The sequence below is a fragment of the Shewanella litoralis genome, assembly GCF_009828585.1.
GTDB classification, from domain to species: Bacteria; Pseudomonadota; Gammaproteobacteria; order Enterobacterales; family Shewanellaceae; genus Shewanella; species Shewanella litoralis.
The window spans coordinates 21,780-41,409 of sequence record NZ_WSRZ01000007.1; the positions used below are offsets into that span (position 1 = coordinate 21,780).

Annotated in this window: 11 protein-coding genes; 6 read left to right on the plus strand and 5 right to left on the minus strand. The window is 44.8% G+C overall.

Features of this window, described 5'->3' with window-relative positions; all coding sequences use genetic code 11:
* The first annotated feature begins 78 nt into the window (after positions 1-78).
* The 4 genes from recC to GQA99_RS07630 all read left to right on the plus strand — a co-directional run bounded on the left by recC (position 79) and on the right by GQA99_RS07630 (position 10,421).
* The gene (gene recC, locus GQA99_RS07615; RefSeq protein ID WP_160053305.1) at positions 79-3,834 is read left to right on the plus strand and encodes an exodeoxyribonuclease V subunit gamma; all 3,756 of its coding nucleotides are present in this window, start codon (positions 79-81) and stop codon (positions 3,832-3,834) included.
* A complete protein-coding gene (locus GQA99_RS07620) occupies positions 3,831-7,643 on the plus strand; it encodes a UvrD-helicase domain-containing protein (protein ID WP_160053306.1) in 3,813 nt (1,270 codons plus the stop codon). The genes recC and GQA99_RS07620 overlap by 4 nt, the downstream gene beginning before the upstream one ends.
* Positions 7,637-9,793, plus strand: coding sequence for an exodeoxyribonuclease V subunit alpha (gene recD / locus GQA99_RS07625; protein WP_160053307.1), 2,157 nt, complete (start codon positions 7,637-7,639; stop codon positions 9,791-9,793). Before GQA99_RS07620 ends, recD begins: the two co-directional genes overlap by 7 nt.
* A 271-nt stretch (positions 9,794-10,064) precedes the next feature.
* Entirely contained in the window at positions 10,065-10,421 is a 357-nt protein-coding gene (locus tag GQA99_RS07630) for a YkgJ family cysteine cluster protein (protein ID WP_160053308.1), read from the plus strand.
* A 75-nt stretch (positions 10,422-10,496) separates the two neighbouring features.
* On the opposite strand, the gene GQA99_RS07635 is transcribed toward GQA99_RS07630, so the two are convergent.
* Positions 10,497-10,970, minus strand: coding sequence for a PA2404 family protein (locus GQA99_RS07635; RefSeq protein ID WP_160053309.1), 474 nt, complete (start codon positions 10,968-10,970; stop codon positions 10,497-10,499).
* The gene (locus tag GQA99_RS07640) at positions 10,970-12,139 is read right to left on the minus strand and encodes a PepSY-associated TM helix domain-containing protein (RefSeq protein WP_160053310.1); all 1,170 of its coding nucleotides are present in this window, start codon (positions 12,137-12,139) and stop codon (positions 10,970-10,972) included. Before GQA99_RS07640 ends, GQA99_RS07635 begins: the two co-directional genes overlap by 1 nt.
* A gap of 260 nt (positions 12,140-12,399) precedes the next feature.
* Between GQA99_RS07640 and GQA99_RS07645 the strand changes: the two genes are divergently transcribed.
* Together GQA99_RS07645 and GQA99_RS07650 are read left to right on the plus strand one after the other, a co-directional pair.
* Positions 12,400-14,502, plus strand: a complete 2,103-nt coding sequence (locus tag GQA99_RS07645) for a TonB-dependent siderophore receptor (RefSeq protein ID WP_160053311.1) — start codon at positions 12,400-12,402, stop codon at positions 14,500-14,502.
* Positions 14,503-14,909: 407 nt separating this feature from the next.
* Entirely contained in the window at positions 14,910-15,920 is a 1,011-nt protein-coding gene (locus tag GQA99_RS07650) for a D-alanine--D-alanine ligase (RefSeq protein ID WP_160053312.1), read from the plus strand.
* A 128-nt stretch (positions 15,921-16,048) separates the two neighbouring features.
* Here the strand turns inward: GQA99_RS07650 and GQA99_RS07655 are convergent, their stop codons facing one another.
* From GQA99_RS07655 to napA, 3 genes are read right to left on the minus strand one after another with little or no spacing between them, the layout of a single operon-like run.
* A complete protein-coding gene (locus GQA99_RS07655; protein WP_160053409.1) occupies positions 16,049-16,636 on the minus strand; it encodes a cytochrome c3 family protein in 588 nt (195 codons plus the stop codon).
* A 20-nt stretch (positions 16,637-16,656) separates the two neighbouring features.
* A complete protein-coding gene (locus tag GQA99_RS07660; RefSeq protein WP_160053313.1) occupies positions 16,657-17,127 on the minus strand; it encodes a nitrate reductase cytochrome c-type subunit in 471 nt (156 codons plus the stop codon).
* Between the two features lie 11 nt (positions 17,128-17,138).
* On the minus strand, positions 17,139-19,628 hold the full coding sequence (gene napA, locus GQA99_RS07665; protein WP_160053314.1) for a nitrate reductase catalytic subunit NapA: 2,490 nt from the start codon (positions 19,626-19,628) through the stop codon (positions 17,139-17,141).
* Between the last annotated feature and the right edge of the window lie 2 nt (positions 19,629-19,630).

A 19,630-nucleotide genomic window follows, 5' to 3' on the forward strand; every position in this document is an offset into this window, starting at 1 on the left:
TATCAATAAGCACAGTTTTGATTGATGAAGTTCTCTAGAGTCCATAGAATGAATTAATGTCGAATCAGCGAGTGGCTCATGCTTACCTTAATTCAATCAAATCAAATGGAAGTGTTATCACAGCAGCTAGCAAAATTGTTGGCGATTAGCTCCGATAACCTGAGTGTATTGAGCGGTGAACATATTCTGGTGCAAAGTCCCGGTATGTCGACCTGGTTACGGTTAGAAGTGGCCAGGCACAATGGTATTGCGGCGGCGCTAACCTTTCCACTGCCATCGAGTTTTACCTGGCAGTTATGCCATGACTTACTGCCCAACGTGCCAAAAGATAATGCGTTTACTAAAGCGGCAATGACCTGGAAATTAATGGATTTATTGCCAAGTTTGCTAGACAACAGCGACTTTAGCCCATTAAAGCAATACTTAAGCCCGCAGATCACCCTTGATAATACGCGACCCGACACATTAATCATCGATCTCGAAGCGACAAGTAGCCCAGAAGGTGCCAGTAAAACCAGCCACACACTGCAAACTAACGACACCGCCCACGAGGCGATTAAGTTATTTCAATTATGTGGTCGCATTGCCGATATATTTGACCAATATTTGGTGTATCGCCCTGAGTGGATTCTCGCCTGGGAGCAAAACTTACCGCTCAGCCAAATCAATAGCCAACTTGAACTCGATGACAATCAACGCTGGCAACCTATTTTGTGGCGTGCACTGGCCGATTACAATCGCCACCAGCTACAAGCCAGCCATTATCATCGCGCTAATTTACACGCCGACTTACTGGCAGCATTGATAAACCCTGACACCGATTTATCCATGTTACCTGAGCGCTTATATGTGTTTGGTATTTCATCCATGCCGCCACAAACCCTTGAGGTGCTTTACCATTTAGCCTCAAGAATAGACGTGATTATGTTGTCGCTAAGCCCGTGTCAGCATTATTGGGGCGACATCATCGAGCCCAAAGCCAGAGCGCGCATGGCACTGCAATATGCCAACAAAAAACAACTCGACCAGGGCTGGGAAGACAAACTAGAAGTGGGTAACCCTTTACTGGCCAACAATGGTCAAATGGGCCGCGAATTACTCGATTTAATGCTCAGTTTGCCGCCCGAGCACACAGATTTTGGTTACGATTGTTATGTTGAACCCACACCAGACAACCTATTGCATGGCGTACAGTACGACATTTTACAAATGGAAACCCTCGGGCAACCATTAGGGCCAGATGCTGACATTTACCAGGACTTAGGCGCCAGACGAGAACTCCACACTAACGACAATTCAATTACCCTTCGCAGTTGTCACAGTGCCTTAAGAGAAGTCGAAACCCTGCACGATCATTTGCTTGAGTTATTGTCCAACGACAGCAGTTTACGCCCTAAAGATATTGTGGTGATGATGCCAGATGTCGCTGCATATGCACCGTTTATCGACGCCGTATTTGGCACAGCAAACAGCCAATACTTTGCCGACACCAATCCACAAAAAGGCGACTACTACCTGCCCTACGCCATTGCCGATCGCGGCGCAGCGCAAGAGTCACCACTGATTAATAGCTTTTTAACTCTGCTTAATATCAATCAAAGCCGTTTTGGTTTAACTGAAATTATCAGCATTTTAGAAGTACCGGCCATTTTACGCCGTTTCGATCTCGATGATGATGAACTGTCGCTTATTCGCCGTTGGTTGGATCAGGCCAATGTTCGCTGGGGCCGCGATCAAGATACACGCAGCCAATTAGGGGTGGCGCCCTTTGCACAAAACTCATGGGCATTTGGCATTAAACGCCTAATTTTAGGTTATGCGTTTAACGACCAGGCTGAGATATATCAAGGCACGTTAACCGTACAAGGCGTTGAAGGTCAGTCGTCGCAAGCATTAGGTAAACTGCTTAACTTTTTAGAAACTATCGACACCTACTACAGCTTATTTGCCGGCGACTTTAGCACCCAACAACGTTTGGCCCAATTACAGCAATTATTGGCCGACTGTTACGACACCAATGATGACGAACGCGAACAAATCCAAGCGATACGTGACGCTTTAGTCGTGTTAGAAACAGAGCTTGAAAGCGCCGGACATCAAGGTCAGGTCAATATTGAAGTATTAAAGCAATGGTTTAACCAACGCCTTACCGAGTCTCGTGTTGGCCAACGCTACCTTGCCGGCAGCATTAACTTTTGTACCTTAATGCCAATGCGCTCAATTCCATTTAATGTTGTATGCTTGTTAGGTATGAACGATGGCGTATACCCCCGAGTTCAGCACCCTGTCGGTTTTGATTTAATGGCTCACTTTGGCCCTAAAAAAGGTGACCGCTCACGCCGTTTAGACGACAGATACTTATTTTTAGAAGCGCTCTTATCTGCCAGGCAACAACTGTACATCAGCTATATTGGCCACAGCGAACGCGACAATGCCGAACGGATTGCCTCAATGCTAGTGTCAGAATTAATTGAATATTGCCAATTAAGTTACTTGCCATCAACGCTTAAACATCAGCTTGAAAACGGCCATGAGGTCAGCAATGATGACGCCGACAACCTCGTGTTACAGCAACTAATCCAAGCACAGCCATTACAGCCGTTTGATGCTAAATTATTTCGCATAAACCGCAACAACAACCCACTACAGCAAAGCTATAATTCACAGTGGTGTCCACCTGCTAAACAAGGAATGATTAGTATGCCATTTTTTAATCAACCATTGCCATTATCAGCCGAGCAAGCCGACGAAGTGTTTGCCCATAGTCATATAGATAACCAAGGTAATAAAGTGGTCGAATTAGAGCTGTCATCGCTGATCCGCTTTTATCGAAATCCAGCACAATTCTTTTTTAATCGCAGTTTAAAAGTGGATTTATCATTAGATATTCAAGCAGATGATAACGATGAGCCATTCAGTCTCAATGCATTAGAGCGCTTTATATTGCAATTATCGATGATAGATAACGCCATCGACAATAAGCTCAGCGTACCAAACGATGCGCTAATTAGCCGCCTTAAAGCCAGTGGCGAGCTGCCCATGGCACCGTTTGATAATATCTTGTTAGCGCAATATCAGCGCGACATCGTGCCATTAATAAACCGAGTGCAGTTTTTGCAAGACGAGCAGCCCATGCACACGGTGAATATCGACCTCAATTTTGACTTGAATCTCGAGTCAGCCACTGAAGATAATGCCTCAAAAATTCGGGTTAATTTGGTTGGCCGCATAGACGATATCTTGCCAAAAGGCCTGGTTAATTATCGCCCAGGTACTGCACACGGCCGCGACTTTATTAGAGTCTATTTACGTCACTTATGCCTTAATGCCATGGCAGATCAAGTAGTACCAACTGCGCAACATAAAGCCAAACAAGGCTACAGTTACTTACTCGATATTGGTCATTTTCATGCTTTTGCCCCCATCACCGCCGAGCAAGCCCGCGAACAACTGATGCGCTTTATTGTGTGCTTTATTCAAGGCCAGCGCCAACCACTGTGTTTTATGCCTAAAACCGCCTTTGCTTACGCAGAAGCTGAAGGTGAGCACGAAGATAAACTGCTTAAAGCCGAAGCGAAATGGGACGATGGCCAAACCCAATTTGGCGAAGCCTTTGACCCGCATAATCAGCGTTTATTTAACTTCCCCGATGATTTTAGCCAGGAAGGTTTTGGCCAACTGGTCGAGCATTTATTACAGCCCATGATAAGCCTGTATCACAAAGATAAACTGGCAGAACTTGAAAGCTTTGTCAGTGAAATAACTACCCCTAATGCGCCAAAATCAGCTGATGTTGTCAGTATTACCCGTTCGAGCTCGGGATCGAAACAATGAAGCAAGCCAGCAGCGACAATAAAGTCACCCCGTTAAACGCATTAACCCTGCCCTTTGCAGGTTCCAGTTTAATTGAAGCCAGCGCCGGTACGGGTAAAACCTATACCATATCGGGTTTGTATTTACGTTTATTACTCGGCCATGGCGGCAATGCACCACTGAGTTGTGAACAAATTTTGGTAGTGACCTTTACCAATGCCGCCACCGAAGAACTGCGTGACCGGATCCGCAAACGTATCAACCTCGCGTTTAAGCGTTTTTTAGGCTTACCCATTAACGATCCGTTTATTGAACAGCTATATCAAAACATTAGCGAAGATGAACGCCCTATCGCACTGCGCCGCCTGGATTTAGCCTTAAAATCGTTAGACGAAGCCGCCATTTTTACCATTCATGGTTTTTGTCAGCGTATTTTATCCGATATGGCTTTTGAATCCTCACTCCTGTTTGAATCAGAATTCACTCTTGATGATAGCGAGTTTTTACATCATGCCGTGCGCGATTTTTGGCGTGAGGTCTGTTATCCATTACCACCTTTTTTAGCCGAAGCGATTAGCGATAAATTTGCCGAACCCGATGCGCTGGCACAAAATTTACGCCCTTTACTTGGCGCCAGTCAGGCGCAATTATCAAACCAGCCACTGGCATTTGATAAACTCAGCTCAGAGTTAAGCAAAAGCCTAAATCGCTTTAATTTATTATGGCGAGGCAAACACAACGACACCCTGGCATTGCTGCATAAACTGCCTCTCAATGGTCAACGTTTTGGTAAAGCAAGCGACGGTTACCCTAAGCTTGCCAAGGTGTTTGACGACATAAGCAACTGGGCAACATTCGGCCAGGGTTTACCGCCGATTAAAGCCTTAGAACAAATTGCATTATCAGAGCTTAAACTCAACAAAGGCGGTGTACTACCCAGCGCAGCTGAAGCCCCCTTGCTTGAACATATCGACAAGTTACTTGAGCTCATTAATCAATTAATTCCGTCATTTTTAGTACGCGCTCGTGAAGGGATCCGCCAACGTTTTGCCGGACAAAAGCAGCAACGCAACTTAATGACGCCCGATGATTTACTGCTCAGTTTGGCCATGGCATTAAGCCAAAATCCGCACACCTTAGGCCAGGCAATAGCCAAGCGATTTCCGGTGGCATTAATTGATGAGTTCCAAGATACCGATCCACTGCAATTTACTATTTTTAACCAGGTCTACCAGCAACCGCTGGCCTCTCAACTTGAACTTGTGGCAGAGAACGACCTTGAGCAGATTGAAGCAAACAGCCTTGAGCAAGATGAAACAAACAGCCCTGAGCAAGCTGACGCAAACAACCAGCAAACAGGCAAGCTCAGTTTGTTAATGATTGGCGATCCTAAACAAGCCATTTACGCTTTTCGCGGCGCCGATATTTACACCTATATTGCCGCTAGGCAGCAAACACAAGCGCACTATAATTTAGAGACAAACTATCGCTCATCGACCAAGTTAGTAGACGGCGTTAATCAATTATTTAGCCAGCACAGCAATCCGTTTATTAGCGATGAAATCCCTTACGACCAAGTCAATACGCCACCAGCATCCGCTCATAAGTTGTTAACCGAAGCGACAAAAGACCCAAGCGCGTTACGGATTAAATTACTCGCCGAAGACAGTGAGCTTGGCTTAAATAAAGCCACCGCCAGACAAATACTTGCCGCCGACGCCGCCAGTGAAATAAAACGCTTATTAACCGAAGCGCAGCAAGGTTTATGCACCATAAACAGCAAAGGTAACTCTGAAGGCGAACCGCTCATTGCGAAACACATTGCTGTGCTGGTGCGCGATCGCAACGAAGCCGCGGTGATGAAAGCTGAGCTATCAGCACGAAAAATTGGCGCAGTATTTTTAAGCCGCGACAGCGTATTTAACACCCTAGAAGCACGCGAAATGGCGCTATTGTTGTACGCTCTCGCCACCCCAAAAGATGAGCGAGCCATCCGTGCCGCCCTTGCTACCGAGTTAGTGGGTTACAGCGCATTACAAATTCATCAATTTAACCAGGATGAAGAACAGCGCCAACAGGTGCTTAATCAATTTATTCATTGGCACGAGTTATGGCTTAAACGCGGCGTCATGCCAGCGCTACTTAACTTTGCCAGCGAAACCCAATTAATTCATCGTTATCTGTCGCAAACAGAGCAGCTTAAAAGCGAGCACATTAACGATACTGACGACAGTGACACTGCGGCAAACAGTAAAGGTTCGGGCGAGCGCCGCCTTACCGACTTTAGGCATTTAGCCGAGTTACTGCAGCAAAAAGCCACCGAGCTTGACGGCAGTAGCGCCCTAATCAATTGGTATGAGCAACAACTCATCGACACTCAAGGTGGCGATGAGCAACAGCTGCGCCTTGAGAGCGAGCAAAACCTGGTGCAAATTGTGACGATCCACAAAAGTAAGGGGCTTGAATACCCTGTGTGTTTTGTGCCATTTATCAGCCTCGCCAGAAATAACAGCCGTCGTCCGTCACCGATGTTATATCACCAAGATGAACAGTTAGTGTGGGACATAGACGCCACAGATGAAGGCTGGGAACAGCTTAAACAAGAAACCCTCGCCGAAGATTTGCGCTTATTGTACGTGGCCTTAACTCGGCCGATTTATGTGTGTTATTTATACATTGCCAATCAAAGTCGCAAGCTCAAAGCGGGCATCAGCAGCCAACTGCACGAAACCGGAATTGGCTATTTATTGGGGATTATCGGCAAACATACTGAGTTTAGTTTAATCAAAGCGCAGGTCGACAAAATCGCCACAATTGATGCCATCAGCGTAAACCAAATAAGCGACAACATTGATACCTCGGCATTGGCCAGCATTGATGATAGCGATGTGCACTTAAGCGCTAAAGCAGTCACGCGTAAGCCAAGTTTAGCCTGGCGAGTCGGCAGTTACTCAGGCTTAGTGAAACACTTGCCCCATGAGCGCGTCGCTCCGGGTGCTGATGATGAAGACTTTAGCGATGAGCTACTGCAATTGCAGTTACGAGATGACGAACTCATTGAACCACAACTCGACCGCTTTAGCTTTGAGCGAGGCGCTAACGCCGGTAGCTTTATGCATTTGGTATTAGAGTTGTTTGATTTTACCCAAGCAGACACCGAACTTGCCGGCGCACTGCAAAAAGCCATGAAACAATATGGTTTTGATGAAACATTATGGTTTGAACCGTTAAGCCTGTGGTATCAGCATATTTTAGCCACACCGTTAGCCAAGCATCAATCGGTTCACAATGACTCAGATGCCATTAGTCTAATGCAATTGCCGCCAAAACAAACCAGTGTCGAAATGGAGTTTTATCTGCCTATCTCCACCTTACAAGCGCAGCAGTTAAACCATATTTTACAGCAACACGGCTATGTCGCCGGGCTCGACTTTGACACCTTGCAAGGCATGTTAAAAGGCTTTATCGATTTAACCTTTGAGCACCAGGGCCGCTATTATATTGCCGATTATAAGTCTAACCACCTTGGCGACAAGTATAGCGACTATAGCGAAAGCGCCATGGCCCAAGCCATTAATAGCCACCGCTATAACTTGCAGTACATCTTGTATACCCTGGCATTGCATCGTTATTTACGCTTACGCCTACCCGGCTATAATTACCAGCAACATCTAGGCGGCTGCTATTACTTATTCTTACGCGGCATGAGCCCAGAACACCCTGGCAGCGGCGTGTTTTTTGACAAACCACCCCAAGCGCTAATTGAGCAACTCGACAGCCTATTTAATGGCGATGCGACTCACGCTGTTTTGGAGACGCCAACATGCTAATGCTCAGCCAACCTATCGAGTTATTGCTTAAACAATGGCAACAACAGCGCTTATTAACCCCGCTTGACCGTCACTTTGCTCTTGAGCTTGCCAGTATTGAATCTATGCCAGATCAAGTATCAGCTGACACTTCTGTAGAGAACACAGCGGCTAATACTGAAAACGTGCAGCAGCCATTACAGCCAGATAACAGTGCAACATCGCTGTTTTTGTTAGTGTGCGCGTTATTAAGCCAGCAGCTGTCTAATCAGCACAGCTGTTTGGTTATTGAGCAAATTAATTTAGCTAACCCAATGACAGAAGACAGCCACAAATATGCACAAATTAACTGCCAAATCAGCCTAAGTCATAGCCAACTGATTGAACAAATCAGTCAGTTTGACGCTGTCGGTTTGCCCGGTGACAATAAGCCATTAATTTTAGAGCATGGCCGTTTATACCTTAATAAATACCACTTTTTTGAAACCCAAGTCGCTAATAAACTGACCCAGCTTGCCAGCCAGAAAATCCGTATTGATTTAAGCCAAAGCCAATTGCCACAGCTTATCGACAGCTTATTTCCCACTAAACAAACGGCTAATTCTGCCACTATCGATTGGCAAAAAATCGCCACTGCCACCGCGCTCATCAATGCATTAGCAGTGATCACTGGTGGTCCGGGTACCGGTAAAACCACCACGGTAACCAAGTTATTATTATTGCTGCTTACCCAATCGAATTTAACCATTCGCCTAGTCGCGCCCACAGGTAAAGCCGCTGCACGCTTAAGTGAATCGATTAAAGCTTCAAAACAGCGTTTGCACAAAGAGTTGACCCAATTAGCCGACCAAAGCATTGCAAACGTACTAATTGAAGCACTCACCAACATCCCAGAAGAAGCCTCAACACTGCACCGACTCTTAGGGGTTATTCCTAACTCGCATCAATTTAGGCATCATCAAGACAATCCATTACGGCTCGACTTATTAGTGGTCGACGAAGCCTCAATGGTCGATTTACCCATGATGCACAAGCTACTCAGCGCCTTACCCGCCCATGGCCGATTGATTTTACTGGGCGATCAAGACCAGCTTGCCTCCGTTGAAGCAGGCGCAGTATTAGCCGACATTTGCATTGGTTTAAAGCATGGGCAAGACAATATGCCCTCACCCGCGTCTTCGCCATGGTCAATGCGTTACAGCCAGGCCCAGGCGCAGCAAATTGGCCAATTGACAGGCCAAGATGTGAGTCAGTTTATTCACCCACAGCCTAAAATCGGCGACAGCTTATGCATGTTAATGCACAGTCATCGCTTTAAAGGCGATGCAGGTATTGGCTTACTCGCAAATGCCGTCAATCAGGCCAACGTGGCAGCTATCCGTCAGGTGTGGCGCCAGCAACACGCCGAGCTGAATTGGTATGAACACCAACAAAATGCCCAAGGTGATAATACGGGTAAACAACAGTTACTGGCACTGTCGGTACAGGCTTATGGTGAATATTTGCAGCAAGTTAACGCCAATCAACAGGCAATATTGTCATACTTACAGCGACAAACTGACCGCGAGCAACACACAGATCCAGAGCAAAATGCACCAATTGTGCTACCACACAGCGAACAAGCCATTATCGACAGCTTTAACCAATACCGTATTTTATGCGCCATGCGCGCCGGTGAATTTGGCGTTGAAGGCATTAACATTGCTGTGACTGAAAGCTTAAAACAAGCCCGATTAATCCATGCTCAAGGTGAGTTTTACCTTGGTAGGCCAATCATTATTCAAAGTAACGATTACAACCTAGGCTTATTCAATGGCGACATTGGCTTAATTTTACAAGACCGCAATAAACCAGAGCGCTTAATGGCCCATTTTGTCATGGCAGATGGCAGCTTATTAAAAGTGTTACCCGCCAGATTGCCAAGCCACGAAACCTGCTTCGCCATGACAGTACACAAAAGCCAGGGCAGCGAATTTGATAAAGTCAGCTTTGTGCTGCCCATACGCCCTAGCATCGCCCAATGGCAGTTACTCACCAAAGAGCTGGTATACACCGCCATCACCCGCGCTAAAAACCATTTTTATTGCTTAGGCAGCGCAAACATATTTGAAAAAGCCAGCCAACAGGCCACCTCACGCGCATCAGGTTTAGCCTGGCGATTGTGGGGGTAAGAATGGGGAGGTAGAAATAAGCTTGGTCATTTTCATGGTCTAATCAAACTGTAAACATATTCTCACCACAGTGTGGTGCTGGCACATTGATGGCTGGAGTAGCATTAACCGGTAAAGTCGTAAAACTTTAATTTTAACGTTATTGATATGACACAGAAAAATAACCATCAAACCATCAATCATCGTTTGATTGGTTATTTTCTTGTGAGCGATTAGGATAACCAATCCAATTTACGGTATCCTTAGGCAAAATAGTTAACCGCAGCCTTTAATGCCTTCAAATCTTATTGCCAAGTTTACCGATATTGCTCCTAGTGCTTCGCCTCAATCAGGCAGTGCTATCGACACCGCTACGCTAAACCCAAACCCGATAACCTGCTCAAACTGCCAAGCGTGTTGCTGCCGTTTAGAAGTGATGTTAATTACCGAAACCGGCGTGCCTAAAGCTTATATAGCCAAAGATGATTGGGGCGGAGAAGTAATGCGCCGACTTGATGATGGTTGGTGTGCCGCCCTAGACAGAGACACTATGATGTGTTCAATTTACGAACTAAGACCGCTTATTTGCCGTGAGTTTGAAATGGCCGAATATGAATGTGAATCGGAGCGTAAAGCCTTTGGTATTTAACGGTGGGGCATTATTGCTGGCAATTGTTAAATACCAACAACCGGCAAATAACGCCCAACAGCATAAGGCTAGCAATCAGTGAGGTGAATATAACACCTCTGGTAAAGCCCAACTCGTCACTTGTTGTTGCCCTTGCCAATTCTCAATCGTCAGCCAGATTTTATGTTCTGCAAGTAATACTTCAGGCGCAAGAGCATGCACTTCTTGTCCATGTTGGCTGCCGTGCAATATCCCTGCGTCACCTAGCTGTAAAGTCGCCAAAGGTAGCGGATCAGTACCAATAGTTAAATATGCCTGACGGATAGTATTCACTTGCCCTTTACTGAATAAGAGTAAAAAGTCTTTGGTATAAGTGCCATCATGCAGATATGGGGCATCCACATTATAAGGAATTGGGGTGACTTCAAATGCACCCAACGCCTGAGTAGGCAGCGCATCAGGAAATTGCGGAAACAGAGACTGATATAAAAAATAGCCCACCAGCACTAATATTAAGCCATTGATTTTATATTTGTAACGGTTCCAAATCGTGTGTTTCAAGCGGGCCATTAGTGACTCTCCTGTTTAACAAAATGCGAGTTAACACTCGAGGTGTCGTCTACATTAGCTTTGGCTGCTTTAACGGTTCGCCCTCCCCACATTAAAAAGCCTGTAATAGACATGCCCGTTAGAAAAATGCCAAAAACAAACCAAATCGCTTTTGTCCACAGCCCACCAATTGTGCCGTAATGCAGCGGATCGGCAATGTGCGATAGCGTTTGTAACGTGGTCATTTTTGCTGGTGAACGCTCGCTCTCAACATTGCCGTTCCAGGGGTTAACTGTTACCCCATAGGCATACTGGTCATAAAAAATATGATCGCCTTGACCATACACTTTATACGTATCTCTTTGGTGCTCTGGCAGCATCACATAGGTGCTTTTAAAGTCTGGAAACTGCTGCTCAGCAACGTGTAATGCATTCGACAGTGTATAAGGTCTTGTCGGCGCGTCATTAGACGACAAAGGCACCTGACTTACTTCAATTAACGGTGCGTGCTCTTCGAGCTCAATGTGATTATGCCACATCATCGCTTGTGCCAAATACCACAAACCAGTAATGCTCATGAGCAGTAAAAACCACATAGACCATACTCCGGCTAGACGATGCAAATCTGCAAGCAGTGTTTTTTTACCTTGAGTGATGCGTAATTTAGGTTGAGTAAAAGCACGCCAGAAATTTTTATAGATCACCAGTCCAGTGATGAGTGCTCCAAGCATCACAATGGCCATTGCACAAACAATATAGTAGCCCACGCTGTAATTGCTGTGCCAAGGAAACAGCAACCAACCATGCAAAGACCGCATAAAGTTGATGAAGGTTATTCCGTGGTTAACACCTTGAATTTCGCCTGTATATTGGTTGACATAAGCAATAGCGAACGGCACATCCTTATCGCTAAAAATAACCGCATTCACCAAATAAGACTCAAAACTCATTACCGTGGTAATACTGGCCGTTGGATGCGCTTGCTGAACAATTTCAACCAGTTCTGACATCGGCTTTTCTACTACATGCTGTGGATTACCTGCACGAGCTTCAGGATTAGTCAGCCAGGTTAACTCATGGCTGATGACTGAAATAGTCCCTGTAAGGCACACAAAACAAAAAATGATCCACACGGGTAGAGAAAACCAGCCATGGAGCCTAAACCAAAATCGATTACTAAGTTTTGCCATCTGTCTTCCAAATTTATTCGCGGCCAGTGTAAAGACCAGTATTGGCCACATGCTAATACGATTGATAATTAATCTCAACAAGTATCGAATGATAATTATTATCAATTGTAAATTTTGGGTTGAAGCTAGCATTTTTACGTAATCATCTAGAATATATGGTTGTTAATGATAATCATTAGCAATATCATTAAGGTCTAACCAGTAATATGGTTCACTCGTTTTTATTATTCATCGTTAAAAAGACACAGATAAGGCAAAACATGAAACTTCAACACACCTTTGCACTTTCAACATTAGTTTTGGCTATGGGTTTTCTTGTGCAACCCCTAGCCCATGCAGCCGAGCAACAAAATGCTGATAACAATGACCAAAATATAGAAAAAATCCAAATATTAGGCGTACGCTATAAACGTGTTAGCCAAGGTGCGACCGGATTAACCATGGAGATTGATGAGACACCGCAATCAATCAGTGTGGTCAGCAACGAACAAATCAGCAATTTTGCTGCCAACAACCTAAATGATGTACTCCGTCTTGCTACCGGTATCAGTGTTGAAGAGTGGGAAACCAACCGAACGCAATATACCTCTCGCGGTTTTGAAATTAAAAGCACCCAAATTGATGGTGTTGGTTTGCCCAATGATTGGGGGATTGTGACCGGGGCGATGGAAGCATACGGTTATGAAAAAGTAGAGGTTATTCGCGGCGCAAACGGCTTACTCACAGGTATAGGTAATTCTGCCGGTACAATTAATTATGTGCGTAAACGCCCAACGAACGAAAATCAAGGTGAAGTTGGTGTGTCATACGGCTCAGACGATTTTAAGCGAGTGCAAGCGGATTATTCTGCCCTGTTAACAGAAAGTGGCAGCTGGGCAGCTAGAGTTGTTGCCGTAGTCGAAGATAAAGAATCATACCTAGATGGCCTAGAAAACGACCGTGGTTATCTTTACGCTGTGGTTGATGGTCAACTTACAGACAATTCGACCCTAACGTTAGGTTTTTCTTACCAAGATGCCAACACAGACGGAAACACCTGGGGTGGATTAGTATTCAATTATACTGACGGCACCCAGGCAGAGTGGGATACCAGCGCAAGCACCACGCAAGAATGGACCATGTGGGACACCATCAATACCACGGCTTTTGTAGAGTACACTTATATATTACCCAACGATTGGGACCTTAAAGTTGCCTATAATCACCAGGGGCTAGAAGATGAAAGTAAACTATTTTATGCCTCTGGCACCATAGATAAAAACACGGGCCTAGGCTTAAATGGCTGGCCAGGGCGTTACGATACTGACTTTTCAGCAGACATTTTAGACATCACCACCATTGGCCATTATGGCTTATTTGGTCAAGACCACGAATTGACTTTGGGGTTAAGCGGTTCACAAAGCAAAAAGTACATGTACCAGTACCCATTTGATTTTGCCGCGACGCCGGCATATGGGCCAACACCTGCTTTCCCTTATGCCCTTGATGCCATTCCAGAGCCTGAATGGGGCGATAAAGTAGAATACTCCGATATCGATGTAAGCTTGCTTCGCGCTTATGGTTCAACCAAATACAATATCAATGACAGCCTATTTATGGTGGCAGGCTTTAATGCAATAAAATACACCCGCGAGGGTGTGAATAGCGGCGTAGATATCGACAACGATGAGAGCGAGTTTAGCCCTTATGCGGGTGTGGTTTACAGCATCACAGATGATATTAACACTTATTTTAGTTATTCAGATATTTACCAGCCGCAAGAGCAGTATGATTATGATGGGTATTTTTTAGCGCCAACCAAAGGTGTTAACTACGAGTTAGGGCTTAAAACCTTATGGCTTGATAACGACTTAATGGCAACCTTTGCGTTATTTCGTGCAGAGCAAAATAACCTCGCAAGCTACGCCGGCCTAAATGCCAACGGCAATTACTATTACAAAGGGGTTAATGTCGAATCAAAGGGCTTTGAAGTCGAAGTCACCGGACGTGTAACAGAGAATCTTAATGCGGTATTTGGTTATACCTTGCTTGATGTTGAAGACGAAAACGGCGATAAAGCAAATGAGTGGGCCGCTCGCAACGTAGTTAACTTCTCGATGGATTATACCTTGCCACAATTACCTGAAGTGAGTGTTGGATTGGGCGGTCGATGGCAGTCTAAAACCAAAAACGTTGATTACAATGTCGAGCAAGACGCGTATATCGTAGTGAATGCATTTGCCAACTGGGATGTATCGGAAGACCTTAGCCTAAGAGCTAACATTAATAACCTCACTGATGAGAAATACATTAATAGCCTGGCTACTATTGGCTATTACGGCGCACCTGTTAACGGTTCAGTAAACTTAACTTATCGCTTTTAAATAGCGACGGCTACGCGGCTAAAGCCTTGCTAACGTACTAAGCTTTAATGCGTGCTTGAGCCGAATAAATAGCAGCATTGTGATTATCATTTTCACGCCTCTTTATACATGTATAAAGAGGCGTAATGTTAAGCAATGAACACCGGTGTGTTAAGCACCTTAACATGTACATTATTGCCGCAAACTTTTGGCGACGATTCTCAACCTTATCTGAGGATGATGAACAAAATAGATGATACGTTATTATCCCAATTCGGGCACCAACTTCAAAATCCTCGTCAAATAAGCTGAAATATTATTAACTCTTACTTGCACTGCATGGCTGTGGGTCATTATCATAAGCACACTTTTTTAGGGCTAATCGAATTCCAACCTAGCCCATTTTTATTGGTCTTTCAGGAGTAAACATGCCAAAAATTAATCTGCTGTTATTGTGCGGCGGTGGCGGTGCAGAACACGATATTTCGTTAATGTCTGCACGTTTTTTTGAGTCATCACTGGCAACGTCAGATAAATTTTCGGTACTTAAATTAGTACTCGACGAGCACGGGCATTACCACACCGAAGACGGTAAATTATGCGATTTAACCAACCGCCGTGAAATCCGCTTTGAAGACAACAACACACCGGCTTGGTCGGTTGATTATGTTATTCCTTGTATTCATGGCTTTCCAGGTGAAACAGGCGATATTCAGTCGTACTTTAACTTAATCCAACTGCCCTACTTTGGCTGCGAGTCTGAAGCGTCAAGCAATTGCTTTAACAAGATCACCGCTAAAATGTGGTTTTCAGCGTTGGGTGTACCTAATACGCCGTACATCTTTTTACATCAACTTGACGATGATGCCATTAAGCAGACTGAAGCAGCATTTGACCAGTGGGGCTCGGTGTTTGTTAAAGCCGCTTCTCAGGGCTCGTCTGTGGGCTGTTATAAAGTCGATGCCAAAGCCAACATCGCCAATGTACTTAAAGATGCCTTTAGTTACGCACCTTACGTGGTGGTTGAGCAAACCATTCATGCTCGCGAGTTAGAAGTGGCGGTGTACGAATACCAAGGTGAAGTAGTGGCAACCTTACCCGGTGAGATTATTTGCGACAGCAATACCTTTTACTCATTTGAAGAAAAGTACGCTAAAAACAGTAAAGCACGCACCGATGTTGTAGCAGATAATCTCAGTCCAGAAGTTAGCCAGCAAATTCGAGATTATGCCATTAAAGCCTTTAAAGGCATGAAGCTACGTCATTTATCGCGTATTGATTTCTTTTTAACTCAAGATAATCAAATTCTACTCAATGAAATCAACACCTTCCCAGGGCTAACACCAATTTCGATGTTCCCGAAGATGTTACAAAATCACGGCCATGATTTTACTGAGTATTTAATTGATGTAATTGGCAGACAAGTCGATTTGTCTTAAAGGCTGTTGTTATCACCAAGATCGCGATGAGTACTCTTAATAGTGTTTCAGTTAATAGTATTTTAGTGAGACAAAAATAAGGCCAGCAAATTGCTGGCCTTGTTCATTTAAGTGTATCTTGAAAGCCTTTAGAAACCCTCTACACCTGCCATGTCAGGTAATTGGTGTGCAATCCCCTTATGACAATCGATACAGGTTTTTTCGCCGCTAGCTAAAGACGTTGAATGCATTTGCGATGCACGCTTAGACTGACGGGTAAAATCCATATAATCAAAGTTATGACAGTTACGACACTCTAAAGAGTCATTGGCTTTAAGGCGGTTCCATTCATTTTCAGCTAAATGGCGACGCTTTGCTTCAAACTTTTCACGGGTGTTAATGGTACCAAATACCTTACCCCACACTTCTTTAGATGCTTGCATTTTACGGGCAATTTTATCGGTCCAGTTGTGCGGTACGTGACAATCAGGACACGTAGCACGCACACCACTGCGGTTAGTAAAGTGAATCGTTGTTTGCAACTCTTGGTAAACGTTGTTTTCCATTTCGTGACAACCGATACAAAACTCTTCGCGGTTAGTTAATTCTAAAGCAGTGTTAAAACCACCCCAGAAAATAATCCCCGCAATAAAGCCACCGATGGTCAAAAAGCCAAGACTGTAATGGACACTCGGACGAAGCAGAATTTTCCATACCAGTTTTAGTTGTTCAAGCAGTTTTGCTAACATATTGACTCCTAGTGCTTAACCGCGGCTTTCGCTTTAATTAAGTGATCAATGTCAACGAAGTCATTTTCAACTAACAATTTCGCATCCAATTGCGGTGCATGACACTGGGTACAAAAATAACGACGTGGCGACAAATCTGCTAAAAAATTATTGTCGCGGTCCATATAGTGCGTCACACTCACCATCGGCGCCTGTGAATGACCTGTGCTGGTACGAGCGTGGCACTGCATACATTTATTCACTTTAAGATCAATCTGATAACCGTCAATCTTATGTGGAATAACCGGTGGCTGCATAGGATAGTTACGCACTTGCTTAACATCAGTATTGATCACCGCTTGCATGGCTGGCGGAGTCGGTTCTACGTTAATGGGTGCTAAACGCAATGTATCGATTTTTTCTTCAGGTACGCTGGTCGCCATTACGCTGACAGAGAAACCTAATAACGCGATAATTGATAATAATTTACCTGTTTTCATGGTCTGTCTCCTTAAGCCTTTACAATCTTAATGGCACATTTTTTAAAGTCGGTTTGTTTAGACAAAGGATCTGTCGCATCTAACGTCACTTTATTAATGAGCTGGCTGGCATCAAACCAAGGAACAAACACTAAGCCAACAGGCGGTTTGTTGCGACCACGGGTTTCAACACGAGTTTTAATTTCACCACGACGAGAAATCACTCGGATTTCATCACCACGACGTAAACCACGTTTTTTAGCATCATCTGGGTGCATAAAGCACACAGCATCAGGGAAGGCTTTATACAGTTCAGGTACGCGTTGCGTCATTGAACCAGAATGCCAATGCTCAAGTACACGGCCTGTCGATAACCAGATATCGTATTCTTCATCCGGCTCTTCTGCAGCAGGCTCATAAGGTAATGCAAAAATGACCGCACGACCATCTGGCTTACCATAGAATTCAAAGTCTTTACCGGCTTTAACGTATGGATCAGACCCTTCACGGAAACGCCATTTAGTTTCTTTGCCATTCACTACAGGCCAACGTAAGCCGTGCTCTTGGTGGTAAACATCAAAGTCTGCTAAATCGTGGCCGTGGCCGCGACCAAAGGTGGCGTATTCTTCAAACAAGCCTTTTTGCACATAAAAACCAAAGTGCTTTGCTTCATCATTTAAGTATTTAGGATCAGCATCGCTTAATGGGAATTTCTCAACATTGCCATTTTGGTAAAGCACTTCAAACAAGGTTTTACCTTTAAATTGTGGGTTAGCCGCTAATACTTCAGCTGGCCACACTTCATCAGTGGTAAAGCGCTTAGAGAATTCCATTAACTGCCAAAGATCTGACTTTGACTCACCGGGTGCTTTAACCATTTGATGCCAAAATTGAGTACGACGCTCGGCGTTACCGTATGCACCTTCTTTTTCTACCCACATCGCTGTCGGTAAAATTAAGTCAGCCGCTTGAGTGGTAACTGTTGGGTAAGCATCTGACACTACGATAAAGTTTTCAGGATTGCGGTAACCCGGTAAACCTTCTTCGTTAATGTTAGGGCCAGCTTGCATGTTGTTGTTCACTTGCACCCAGTAACAGTTTAAATCGCCATCTTTTAAACGACGGTTTTGTTCAACGGCATGGTAACCAGGCTTGGCAGGAATGATGCCGCTTGGGATGTGCCAAATGTGTTCAGCGTGTTTCCTGTGCTCAGGGTTTGTGACAACCATATCGGCAGGTAAACGATGCGAGAATGTACCCACTTCACGTGCAGTACCACAAGCCGATGGCTGGCCGGTTAACGAGAATGGGCTGTTACCTGGCGTAGAAATTTTACCCACAAGTAAGTGAATGTTATAAATAAGGTTATTACACCACACTCCCCGGGTATGCTGGTTAAAGCCCATGGTCCAGAATGAGGTCACTTTACGATTAGGGTCAGCATACAATTCAGCTAATTCAATCAATTTGTGTTCAGGCACGCCCGATAATTTACTGACCGATTCAACATCGTAGTCGGCAACAAATTTAGCAAATTCATCAAAGTCGATTGGCGTTGAGTCGCCCGCTGTCGCCACGTTTTTGGCTTTCATTTCTAATGGATGCGTTGGACGCAAACCATAACCAATGTCGGTAGTGCCTTTACGGAAGTTAACGTGCTTGTTGATGAAGTCTTTGTTTACTTTGCCATTTTGGATAATGTAATTGGCAATAAAGTTAAGCATCGCTAAATCGGTTTGTGGCGTAAATACAATCGGTAAGTCGGCCAAGTCAAATGAGCGGTGCTCAAAGGTAGACAACACAGCAACTTTAACGTGTGGAGCACTTAAACGACGGTCGGTAACGCGAGTCCATAAAATGGGGTGCATTTCGGCCATGTTAGAGCCCCAAAGCACAAATGCATCAGCCGCTTCCATATCGTCATAACAACCCATTGGCTCATCGATACCAAAGGTACGCATAAAGCCACCCACGGCAGAGGCCATACAGTGACGAGCATTAGGGTCGATGTTGTTTGAACCAAAGCCCGCTTTCATTAACTTAACCGCAGCGTAGCCTTCCCATACCGTCCACTGACCAGAACCAAACATACCTACCGCAGTCGGTCCTTTGGCTTTAATGGTCGCTTTCCAGCGCTCAGCCATCGTGTCGAAGGCTTTTTCCCAACTAATTGGAGTGAATTCGCCATGTTTGTCGTATTTACCATCGGTCATACGTAACATAGGCGTTTGCAGACGGTCACGACCGTACATAATTTTAGAAAGGAAGTAACCCTTAATGCAGTTTAAGCCGCGGTTCACTTCACTTTTCGCGTCACCATGGGTAGCAACTACTTTACCGTCACGGGTGGCAACCATAACAGAACAACCTGTACCGCAAAAACGACAAGGGGCTTTGTTCCATTCGAGTTTAGTTTGTTCTGAGCTAGTGATAAGGTTACTTGCCGAAGTAGGCAAAGCTAAACCAGCAACACTTGCCGCGGCGATAGCGGCATTGGCTTTCATAAAATCGCGTCTATTCATTT

Bases quoted from the DNA above. Each gene is read 5' to 3' on its own strand.
- napA (WP_160053314.1), bottom strand. From the start codon at position 19,628: ATGAATAGACGCGATTTTATGAAAGCCAATGCCGCTATCGCCGCGGCA.
- GQA99_RS07640 (WP_160053310.1), bottom strand. From the start codon at position 12,139: ATGGCAAAACTTAGTAATCGATTTTGGTTTAGGCTCCATGGCTGGTTT.
- GQA99_RS07635 (WP_160053309.1), bottom strand. From the start codon at position 10,970: ATGGCCCGCTTGAAACACACGATTTGGAACCGTTACAAATATAAAATC.
- GQA99_RS07660 (WP_160053313.1), bottom strand. From the start codon at position 17,127: ATGAAAACAGGTAAATTATTATCAATTATCGCGTTATTAGGTTTCTCT.
- GQA99_RS07645 (WP_160053311.1), top strand. From the start codon at position 12,400: ATGAAACTTCAACACACCTTTGCACTTTCAACATTAGTTTTGGCTATG.
- GQA99_RS07650 (WP_160053312.1), top strand. From the start codon at position 14,910: ATGCCAAAAATTAATCTGCTGTTATTGTGCGGCGGTGGCGGTGCAGAA.
- GQA99_RS07620 (WP_160053306.1), top strand. From the start codon at position 3,831: ATGAAGCAAGCCAGCAGCGACAATAAAGTCACCCCGTTAAACGCATTA.
- recC (WP_160053305.1), top strand. From the start codon at position 79: ATGCTTACCTTAATTCAATCAAATCAAATGGAAGTGTTATCACAGCAG.
- GQA99_RS07630 (WP_160053308.1), top strand. From the start codon at position 10,065: ATGCCTTCAAATCTTATTGCCAAGTTTACCGATATTGCTCCTAGTGCT.
- recD (WP_160053307.1), top strand. From the start codon at position 7,637: ATGCTAATGCTCAGCCAACCTATCGAGTTATTGCTTAAACAATGGCAA.